At 62.0% G+C, this 8,681-nt stretch carries 7 protein-coding genes and 5 tRNA genes; 7 read left to right on the top strand and 5 right to left on the bottom strand.

What is annotated here, in order from left to right:
* Window positions 1-182, bottom strand: a 182-nt coding sequence (locus G7Y52_RS13240) for a hypothetical protein (RefSeq protein ID WP_165072663.1), incomplete at its 3' end; no start/stop codon positions are given.
* Between the two features lie 9 nt (window positions 183-191).
* On the opposite strand from G7Y52_RS13240, the gene G7Y52_RS13235 reads away from it, so the two are divergent.
* Together G7Y52_RS13235 and G7Y52_RS13230 are read left to right on the top strand one after the other, a co-directional pair.
* Complete coding sequence (locus G7Y52_RS13235) at window positions 192-2,855, top strand: PEP/pyruvate-binding domain-containing protein (RefSeq protein ID WP_165072538.1); 2,664 nt, start codon at window positions 192-194, stop codon at window positions 2,853-2,855.
* Window positions 2,856-2,892: 37 nt separating this feature from the next.
* Window positions 2,893-2,968, top strand: a tRNA-Val gene (locus G7Y52_RS13230).
* A gap of 590 nt (window positions 2,969-3,558) precedes the next feature.
* Here G7Y52_RS13230 and G7Y52_RS13225 read toward each other — a convergent pair.
* From G7Y52_RS13225 to rsfS, 3 genes are read right to left on the bottom strand one after another with little or no spacing between them, the layout of a single operon-like run.
* Window positions 3,559-3,801 carry a hypothetical protein gene (locus G7Y52_RS13225; RefSeq protein ID WP_165072661.1) on the bottom strand — a complete coding sequence of 81 codons (243 nt, stop codon included), beginning with the start codon at window positions 3,799-3,801 and terminating at the stop codon, window positions 3,559-3,561.
* Window positions 3,794-5,341: a 2,3-bisphosphoglycerate-independent phosphoglycerate mutase gene (gpmI, locus tag G7Y52_RS13220; protein WP_165072659.1), complete on the bottom strand. Its 1,548-nt coding sequence runs from the start codon at window positions 5,339-5,341 to the stop codon at window positions 3,794-3,796. The genes G7Y52_RS13225 and gpmI overlap by 8 nt, the downstream gene beginning before the upstream one ends.
* Window positions 5,338-5,862 carry a ribosome silencing factor gene (gene rsfS / locus G7Y52_RS13215; protein WP_241159758.1) on the bottom strand — a complete coding sequence of 175 codons (525 nt, stop codon included), beginning with the start codon at window positions 5,860-5,862 and terminating at the stop codon, window positions 5,338-5,340. The genes gpmI and rsfS overlap by 4 nt, the downstream gene beginning before the upstream one ends.
* A gap of 258 nt (window positions 5,863-6,120) precedes the next feature.
* Between rsfS and G7Y52_RS13210 the strand changes: the two genes are divergently transcribed.
* From G7Y52_RS13210 to G7Y52_RS13190, 5 genes are all read left to right on the top strand, one after another.
* Window positions 6,121-7,425 carry a phenylacetate--CoA ligase gene (locus G7Y52_RS13210; protein WP_165072657.1) on the top strand — a complete coding sequence of 435 codons (1,305 nt, stop codon included), beginning with the start codon at window positions 6,121-6,123 and terminating at the stop codon, window positions 7,423-7,425.
* Window positions 7,426-7,678: 253 nt separating this feature from the next.
* A tRNA-Gly gene (locus G7Y52_RS13205) sits at window positions 7,679-7,753 on the top strand.
* A 10-nt stretch (window positions 7,754-7,763) separates the two neighbouring features.
* Window positions 7,764-7,837, top strand: a tRNA-Cys gene (locus tag G7Y52_RS13200).
* Window positions 7,838-7,869: 32 nt separating this feature from the next.
* Window positions 7,870-7,944: transfer RNA gene (locus G7Y52_RS13195), tRNA-Gly, on the top strand.
* Window positions 7,945-7,949: 5 nt separating this feature from the next.
* Window positions 7,950-8,024 (top strand) — tRNA-Gly (locus G7Y52_RS13190).
* 243 nt (window positions 8,025-8,267) lie between these two features.
* On the opposite strand, the gene G7Y52_RS13185 is transcribed toward G7Y52_RS13190, so the two are convergent.
* A partial coding sequence (locus G7Y52_RS13185) for a transposase (protein WP_165068458.1) occupies window positions 8,268-8,681 on the bottom strand: 414 nt, incomplete at its 5' end.

Below are 8,681 nucleotides of genomic sequence, written 5' to 3'. Positions count from 1 at the left end.
AGGCGAAAAACGCGGTTTTCGCCTGAATGTACGCCGCGTTGCGGCGGCTGCCGCTTTCGCGTCAGCAGAGCATTTTCAAAGAGAAAATGCTCTAGGGCCAGAGCGGTTTCATTGTGAAACCGCGCAAGAAAGACCCCCTGACGCGGCAAACGGCAGTGGCGGGTTTGGCCGGGCCTGTTCAAGAGGTCGCTATGTGGAAAAAAGTTCTTGAAAGCGTGCGCCGTCTGTGTGGCGGCAGAAATCCCGACGCTACCCCTGACGTTGAGGAACTGGCCCGCGAAGAGGAGTTCAAGGCCCGTTTGCGGGAACGCTGCGCGCGCTTTCGCCGTTTGCTGGCGGCCAACAAAAATGCTCTGGAAGCCATGAGCGATGTTGAGGAGCGCCTGACCGGAAGACGCCCCTTTGGCATGAGCTATGTGCGCGCTGTGAGCACGCGCTCGACCGCCGCGGTTTTTCAGATGGTGCGCGAGCTGAATGCCCTCTCGGAGAACAAGTATGCCGGGCTTCAGGCTGCTTTTGACCGCATTCGTCAGGAAATGGAAAGCATGTTGAGCCGGCGCATCTCCGTTGCCGACGGCCCCTTGATCCTGCCGCTTGAAGACATCCGCCTGGCGGATCTGCCGCAGGTCGGGGGCAAGATGGCCAATCTGGGCGAGCTGGCCGCGGGGGTGGGCCTGGATGTGCCCGTGGGTTTCGCCGTGACGGTCAGCGCGTACGAGCGTTTTATGAACTGCAACGGTCTGCGCGACGAGCTGGAGAGCCGCATCCAGTCCACGGACATGCGCAGCCTGGATGCGCTTTTCAGCCTGTCGGCAGCGTTGCAGCAACAGGTGCTCACTGCGCCCCTGCCGCCGGAGCTGGAAGAGGCCATTACGGAGGCTGTGGAAAGGATGCGCGAGCGCCTGGGGCCGGACCTCAAGCTTGCGCTGCGCAGCAGCGCCGTGGGCGAGGATGCGCTGGGCGTGACCTTTGCCGGGCAATACCGTTCCGAACTCAATGTCCTTCCCGAAGAAGCCTGCGAGGTCTGGAAGGAGATCGTGGCGGCAAAATATGCAGTGACCGCCATGAGCTACCGCTTTCAGCACGGCATTCCGGACGACGCTGCGCCCATGAGCGTGGGCGTGCTGGCCATGGTCAAGGCCGCGGCCGGGGGCGTGGCCTACAGCCGCGATCCCGTGGCTGCCGCCCAGGGGCTTGAACGGGTGGCGCTCAATGCCGTGCCCGGCCTGCCGCAAGCTGTGGTGGACGGAACAGTCACGCCGGATGTTTTTATCTTCAGCCGCGAAAATCCGCCCCGGCTTCTGGAAAAGCGTATTGCAAACAGGCAGCCCGGGCAGGCAACAGCTGCCGTGGAAAAGGCAATGTCCGCGTCCGGGCCTGAACATGGAGTCCGCGGCGGCGCGAGCCTCAGTGACGCTCAGGCCGCAACGCTGGCCCGCGTGGCGCTGGCCCTGGAAGAATATTACAGCGAGCCTCAGGATGTGGAGTGGGCCATAGAGGCCGGGGAGGGGCGCGTGGTAGTGCTTCAGAGCAGGCCGTTGCGCGAGGCCGCCGGGGCCGGGGAGTGCTCGGATGCCGCTGCTCCGCCCGCTCCCCCGCCGCCGGGGCTCACTGTGCTGGCCTGCGGCGGGGTGCCCGTAAGCCCGGGCGTGGGCATGGGGCAGGCTTTTGTGGCCCGCAAGGAAGTGGACATGCTTTCTTTCCCCGCCGGCGGGGTCCTGGTGGTGGAGCGCGCCCGTCCGCGCTGGGCCACCCTGCTTCCGCGCGCGGCCGGACTGATCAGCGAAACCGGCGGCATGGCCGGGCATCTGGCCTCGGTGGCGCGGGAGTATCGCCTGCCCGCGATTTTCAGCCTGCCTGACGCCTGCCGCCTTTTGGCCGATGCCGGGGAAGTGACTGTCGATGCTTCGCGCAACAGGGTTTTTGCCGGGCTTCAGCCCCAGTTGCTGGCGGACTGCGTGGCGCAGCCCGATCTGATGGCCGGGAGCCCGGTGCAGGAGCGCCTGGCCGCCCTGGCCCGGCTGATGACGCCGCTGCACCTGCTGGACCCCGAATCCCCGGACTTTTCCCCGGCAAATTGCCGCAGCCTGCATGACATCACCCGCTTTTGCCATGAAAAAGCGGCGCGGATCATGTTTGACGGCGAAGCGGGCGCCAGCCGCCGCATGGGCAAGCAGCTCAAGGCCGGGGGGAAACTGCAATACTGGGTGGTGGATATGGGCGGCGGCTTCACGCGCCCTGTCCGGGGTTCTGTGGTGGATCTGGCCGAGATCGCCTGCGCGCCCATGCTCGCCCTCTGGGACGGCATGGTCGCCGTGCCCTGGGCCGGGCCGCCCTCTGCCGGCGCGGCGGGCTTTATGAGCGTTGTTTTCGAGAGCGCCATGAATCCGGAGCTGGAAAGCATGGCCCCCAACAGCATGGCCAATCGCAACGTCTTCATCATCAGCGCCCGCTATATGATCCTGCAGGCCCGCTACGGCTATCACTTCTGCACGGTGGAATGCCTGGCCGACGACGACAGCCACGACAATTTCGTGAGCTTTCAGTTCAAGGGCGGCGCGGCCGATCGCGAACGCCGCCGCCTGCGCGCGGAGATGTTGGCGGAGCTTCTGGAAAATCATGATTTTCGCGCCGAGGCCAAGGACGACTCGCTCTTTGCCGTGGCCGAGGGCCTGGATGCGCAGGAGACATTGCAGCGGGCGCGCCTTTTGGGCTATCTGCTGATCCATACCCGGCAGGTGGATATGATCATGCTGGATCGCGACCGGGCTGAAGCCCTTGGCAATAAGCTGGCCAGGGATATGCGGGAACTTTCGCAACGCCCCCTGCCGGCTTTTGAACGCAGGGCGCATTGACAGCCCCCACGGGCTGTGCAATATATATTCAGTTAACGGGCAGTTAGCTCAGTTGGTGGAGCATCGCCCTTACAAGGCGGGGGCCACAGGTTCAAGTCCTGTACTGCCTACCAATGATTCCTATGTGTTAGAGCGGTTTGCTGTTGAAAACGGCAACCGCTCTGGCGGTCGCAGTAACCAGTCGCTGTCTTCATCCGTAGCTTCCTTCGTCGCAACGGCTGAAGCAATGCGCCTGAAAACCACGCTTTTCAGGCGCTTGTCCCGCTTGCGGGGGCTTGTCCCGCTTGCGGGGAAATGATGGCAGCGCCGCTTTTGAAATTGAATAATTTCAAAAGCAAAATGCTCTGCTGACGCGAAAGCGGCAGCCGCCGCAACGCGGCGTACATTCAGGCGAAAACCGCGTTTTTCGCCTGAATGCCACCTTTGACTTTCATAAAAAGTCAAAGGTAATCTGCTCTAAGACAGCCCCCAAATTTTTACTGCGTCCGGCCTGGCCCCGCCATGACGAAAAATGCAAAACCGAGCCCTGAGGATGGGCCCGGCAGCAAGCCCGGCGAAGCGGGCGGCGGCAAGCCGCGCTTCGCGCCTGATTTGTGATCGCCCGAGCTCTCGCAACGCCAACGACCGGGCCTTGGCGCTTCAGGGATCTGAGGCTCCAGGGCCCGGCCGCGTCACGCTTGTGGGGGCATGGGCGGCGCGTCCTTTACAAAAAATCCGGGTCCGCAGCGGCTTTACCGCCGGCCAGCATGATCCGTATATAATGCAGGCCGTGCTCGTCCACCGGGATGATCGGAAAGGAATTGCCGCAGCCGTCGCAGGAAATCATTTTGGGTTCCGTGGGGCTGACCAGCGGCACATGCCGCCCGCACCGCGGGCACTGATAAAAAAAGAGAATTTCCATGCCGTCCGGCGGCACAGGTTGCTGGAGGCGGCCCTTCTCAGCCATGCCTCGCCTCCTCGGCGGCCAGATTCCGGCCGGTCATGGGCTCGGTGGGCTTCAGCCCCCAAAGCCCCAGGATGGTGGGGGCCACGTCGGCCAGCCTGCCGTCGGCCAGGGCGGTGACCCTGCCGCCGGGCTCCAGCAGAATGCAGGGCACGGGATTGGTGGTATGCGCCGTATGCGGCTCGCCTTCAGGCGTGAGCATGACCTCGCAGTTGCCGTGATCGGCAATGAGCAGCATGCGGCCCTTGCGCGCCTCCACGGCTTTGACCATGCGGCCCACGCATTCGTCCACCACGGCGCAGGCTTCCACCGCGGCCCTGAGCACGCCGGTGTGCCCCACCATGTCGCCGTTGGCCAGATTGCAGACCACCAGATCATAGACGCCGCTTTGCCAGGCTTCCAGAAATTTCTCCGTGACCTGGCGAGCGCTCATGGCCGGTTCGAGATCATAGGTGGGCACGTCGCGCGGCGAGGGCACCAGGATGCGATCCTCCCCTGCAAAGGGCTCTTCAACTCCACCGTTGAAAAAATACGTCACATGAGCGTATTTTTCGGTTTCCGCCAGCCGGAGCTGCCGCAGGCCGTGCCGGGAGACGGCCTCTCCCAGGCCGAGCAGGGCGGCCTCCCGGGGAAAGGCCACCGGGATGTCGAAACGGGCTTCATACGAGGTCATGGAACCGATGGCGGCCAGCGTGGGCCGCGCGCCGCGGGCAAAGCCCCTGAAGTCGGGCTCGATAAAGGCCTGGGTCAACTCGCGCATGCGATCCGCGCGGAAATTGAAGAAAAACAGCGCGTCGCCGTCAACCATGCCCGGCGCGTCGCCCAGGTCAAAGCGCACCGGCGTGACGAATTCGTCCGTGATGCCTTCAGCATACGAGACTTCCAAAGCCCGCACCGGGCCCTGGCCCGCGGGCGCCGCGCGGCCCTCGCCGTGCGCGAGCAGATCCCAGGCGGCCTTGACCCGCTCCCAGCGCTTGTCGCGATCCATGGCGTAAAAACGGCCTGTGAGGCTTGCAATGCGGGTCTGGGGCTGATCCTTGATATGTTCCTCAAGGGCCCGCACAAAACCCGCGCCGCTTTTGGGGTCCGTGTCCCGGCCATCCGTCAGGCAGTGCACGCGCACGCGCACGCCCGCCGTGGCCGCCATGTCGCACAGGGCTTCCAGATGGCGGATATGGCTGTGCACCCCGCCGTCGGAAAGCAGGCCCGTCAGATGCAGCCTGCCGCCGCTCTTTTTGACCGCGGCCAGAAGCTCGTTGATCACGGGATTGCGGGCAAAGGTTCCGTCCTCAAGGGCCACGTCGATGCGCGTCATGTCCTGGTAGACCACGCGCCCGGCCCCGATGTTCAAATGCCCCACTTCGGAATTGCCCATATAGCCCTTGGGCAGACCCACGTCCCGACCCGAGGCGATCAGACGCGCGTGCGGGCAACGGGCCGACAGCGCGTCCATGTTGGGCGTGGGCGCAAGCGAGGGCGCGTTGCCCTGCCCGGGCGGGGCAATGCCCCAGCCGTCGAGAATCAACAGAAGCGTGGGTGTCATACGCGCGCCTCCTTGCTCTCAGCCGCGGAGGGGCCCGGAATATACTCCCAGAGGGACTCCAGGCGATAGAGCTCGCGCACCGGCTCCAGAAAGATATTAATGACGATGTCGTTCAAATCCACCAGAATCCACTGCCCGGCCTCATAGCCCTCCATGCGCAGGAATTCGTACTTGCGCTCATGGCAGAGGGCCGCCAGGCCGTCGGCCAGGCTTTGGCCGTGACGGGCGGAACCCGCGGTGACCACCACCAGCGCATCCGTGAAAACCCCCCGGGCCGAAAGATCGATGCTCACGATCTGCCCGGCCTTGTGTTCCTCAAGCCAGTGTATGCATTCCGCCAGCTTTTCAGCCGTGGGAACTGTCGCGTAACGCTTGCGGGCCGGGCGCAGGGCCTCGGGTCCGCTGCTTTGGATATATTGCGTGTTTTCCATGCCGCAAACATAGCCCAAAGCCGGGTGGAGAGCAATGCCGGACGCCTTGTATTGACCCGCCCCGAACATTGCGGCATACCAGAAAGGCAACAGTGCAGCCTTGGCCTTTTCAGCCGCCGCAACGCCCGGCGCGGACTGCCGCAGATGGGCGTAAACCGGCCCGAACCGATGCTGACCGGCGCGGAATCGCGCGCCGTCGCAGGCGTATGCCCGCGCGCAGCCCCTCGCGGCCGCAACGGAGCGGCGCAGCCCCGGGGCATGCCGCAGCGATTCTGCGTAAAATCGGGCCCAACGTCGGGCGCAAAGACCTTTGCGTTTTTGCGCGCCCCCCCATAAAGGAGTAGCGCCGTGCTCTTCAATATCAAACAGGAAACTCTGCCCCGCGAGGAACTTGAAGCAGTGCAGTTGCGCCGCCTGCGCGATCTCTGCAACCGCGTGTACGCCAATGTGCCTTTTTACCGCAAACGCTTTGACGAAATCGGCATCAGCCCGGCGGACATCACATCCCTGGCGGATCTCAGGCTCCTGCCCTTCACGGAAAAGCAGGATCTGCGCAATCACTACCCTTACGGCCTGTTTGCCGTGCCCCGCGACAATATCGTGCGCCTGCACGCCTCCAGCGGCACCACGGGCAAAGCCGTGGTGGTGGGCTACACGGCCCGGGATCTGCAAAACTGGGCCGAGCTGGCGGCGCGCAGCCTTTCGGCCGCGGGCGTGAACCGTTCGGACATCGTGCATGTGGCCTACGGCTACGGCCTGTTCACCGGGGGTCTGGGCGCGCACGGCGGGGCCGAATACCTGGGGGCCACGGTGGTTCCGGCCTCGGGCGGGGCCACGCGGCGGCAGGCCTGTCTGCTGCGCGACTTCGCGGCCACAGTGCTGTGCTGTACGCCCTCCTACGCCCTGCACCTCTGGGAAGCCGGGCAGGAGGCGGGCATTGACTTTCGCGATCTGCCGCTGCGCATCGGTGTGTTCGGGGCGGAGCCCTGGAGCGAAGCCATGCGCCGGGACATGGAGCAGAAAATGGGCATCGACGCCCTGAACATCTACGGCCTTTCCGAGATAATGGGACCGGGCGTGGCCATGGAGTGCGCGGAAGCCAAATGCGGCATGCATCTTTGGGAGGATCACATCCTGCCCGAGATCATCGACCCGGTGAGCGGCGAGCAACTGCCGCCCGGCGAGGTGGGCGAGCTGGTGCTGACCACGCTGACCAAGGAAGGCATTCCCCTGCTGCGCTACCGCACCCGCGATCTCACCAGTCTTGACTACACACCCTGCCGCTGCGGGCGCACGCATGTGCGCATCTCGCGCCTGCGCGGCCGCAGCGACGACATGCTGATCATCCGGGGGGTCAATGTCTTTCCGCAGCAGATCGAAGGCCTGCTTATGGAAAGCGAAGGCCTGACGCCCAATTACCAAATCATTGTCGATCGCGTTAACAATCTGGACACCCTGGCCGTGAACGTGGAAGTCAGCGACAGGCTCTTTGCGGACGAGATCCGCAAGCTTCAGATGCTGGAAAGCCGCCTGCAAAAGAATATCAAGGAATTTCTGGGCGTCACCGTCAAGGTGCGGCTCATGGAGCCGCATTCCATCGAGCGCTCCCAGGGCAAGGCCCAACGCATTGTGGACAAGCGCCCCAAGGAATAGCCAGGGGCGAACTTGCCGGGCAACAGCCCGTGACCCGGGTTAAGCGGCAGCGCGGGGCAATCCGCGCGGCGCGCCGCTCTGCGGCAGGCATACCGCATTGGGCCGCGCCTTGTCCCGGCGTCCGTTCGCGCATCGGGGCTGCGTCCACGGCCTGAAAACGCGCAACACCGCCCCTGCCGCGGCAAACTGTGAAAAAATGTGCGGCCTTCTCTTGACAGGCGAAAGGGGGACGCGTAAAAGAATTTCTCGCTGAGCGGGAGTAACTCAGTGGTAGAGTGCAACCTTGCCAAGGTTGAAGTCGCGGGTTCAAATCCCGTCTCCCGCTCCACTTTTTTAGCGGCGGCATAGCCAAGTGGTAAGGCAGAGGTCTGCAAAACCTCCATCTCCAGTTCAAATCTGGATGCCGCCTCCAGAACATTTCCAGATTTCGCCGTTTTGCCGAATGCGGGAGTAACTCAGTGGTAGAGTGCAACCTTGCCAAGGTTGAAGTCGCGGGTTCAAATCCCGTCTCCCGCTCCACGTTCGCGGGAATAACTCAACGGTAGAGTGTCAGCTTCCCAAGCTGAAGGTTGCGGGTTCAAATCCCGTTTCCCGCTCCAGGAAAATCAAGCACTTACGATAAATAACCGTAAGTGCTTTTTGTTTGGGCACATGAGTGAGACTCAAACGACCGCTTCTGTTCTCAGTTCCTTTGTGAGCTGTCGCGTAAAATGAGAATTTTTTTCACGATAAATGAGAACGTGCCGGGGCATTTTTTACGCTCTGGCACGTTCTTTGTATATGGCCTCAATCCGCGTTGCCCGCGTGTGTCAGAGCATACACAAATCTAGAGCATTTTGCTTTTAACTTTTTACATAGCCACAGGATTTAAACCATCCTTCAGCGTCTTTTTGTGTGATACAACTTAATGCTTTTCCAATGGACTTGTACAGTTCATCACATGTTTTTGCTTTCATACCCCGAAGTAATTGTTTCACTTTGCTCCACATCTTTTCAATGGGATTTAAATCCGGGCTGTATTCTGGAAGGAAAATATACTTGCAGCCTTTTTCCCTTATCAAGTTTTGGGCGGTTTTTGATTTATGGACATTCAAATTATCCATTATAACAACATCGTTAGCTTTAAGCGTTGGAAGAAGAAATTTTTCAATATAAGCATTGTACATTTTTCCATCCAGTGCCCCATCAAAAACAACACTGCAAGTCTCTCCCGTTACCCGGATTGCTGAAAGTATGCTTATCCTTTCCCAACGTCC

The sequence above is a fragment of the Desulfovibrio sp. ZJ200 genome (assembly GCF_011039095.1).
Taxonomy (GTDB): domain Bacteria; phylum Desulfobacterota; class Desulfovibrionia; order Desulfovibrionales; family Desulfovibrionaceae; genus Desulfovibrio.
The sequence above is the reverse complement of the archived record's forward strand: the minus strand, read 5'-3'. Positions and strand labels throughout refer to the sequence as shown.

Coding starts and splice junctions, on each gene's coding strand:
- G7Y52_RS13235 (WP_165072538.1), top strand. CDS start 192: ATGTGGAAAAAAGTTCTTGAAAGCGTGCGCCGTCTGTGTGGCGGCAGA.
- gpmI (WP_165072659.1), bottom strand. CDS start 5,341: ATGACACCCACGCTTCTGTTGATTCTCGACGGCTGGGGCATTGCCCCG.
- G7Y52_RS13225 (WP_165072661.1), bottom strand. CDS start 3,801: ATGGCTGAGAAGGGCCGCCTCCAGCAACCTGTGCCGCCGGACGGCATG.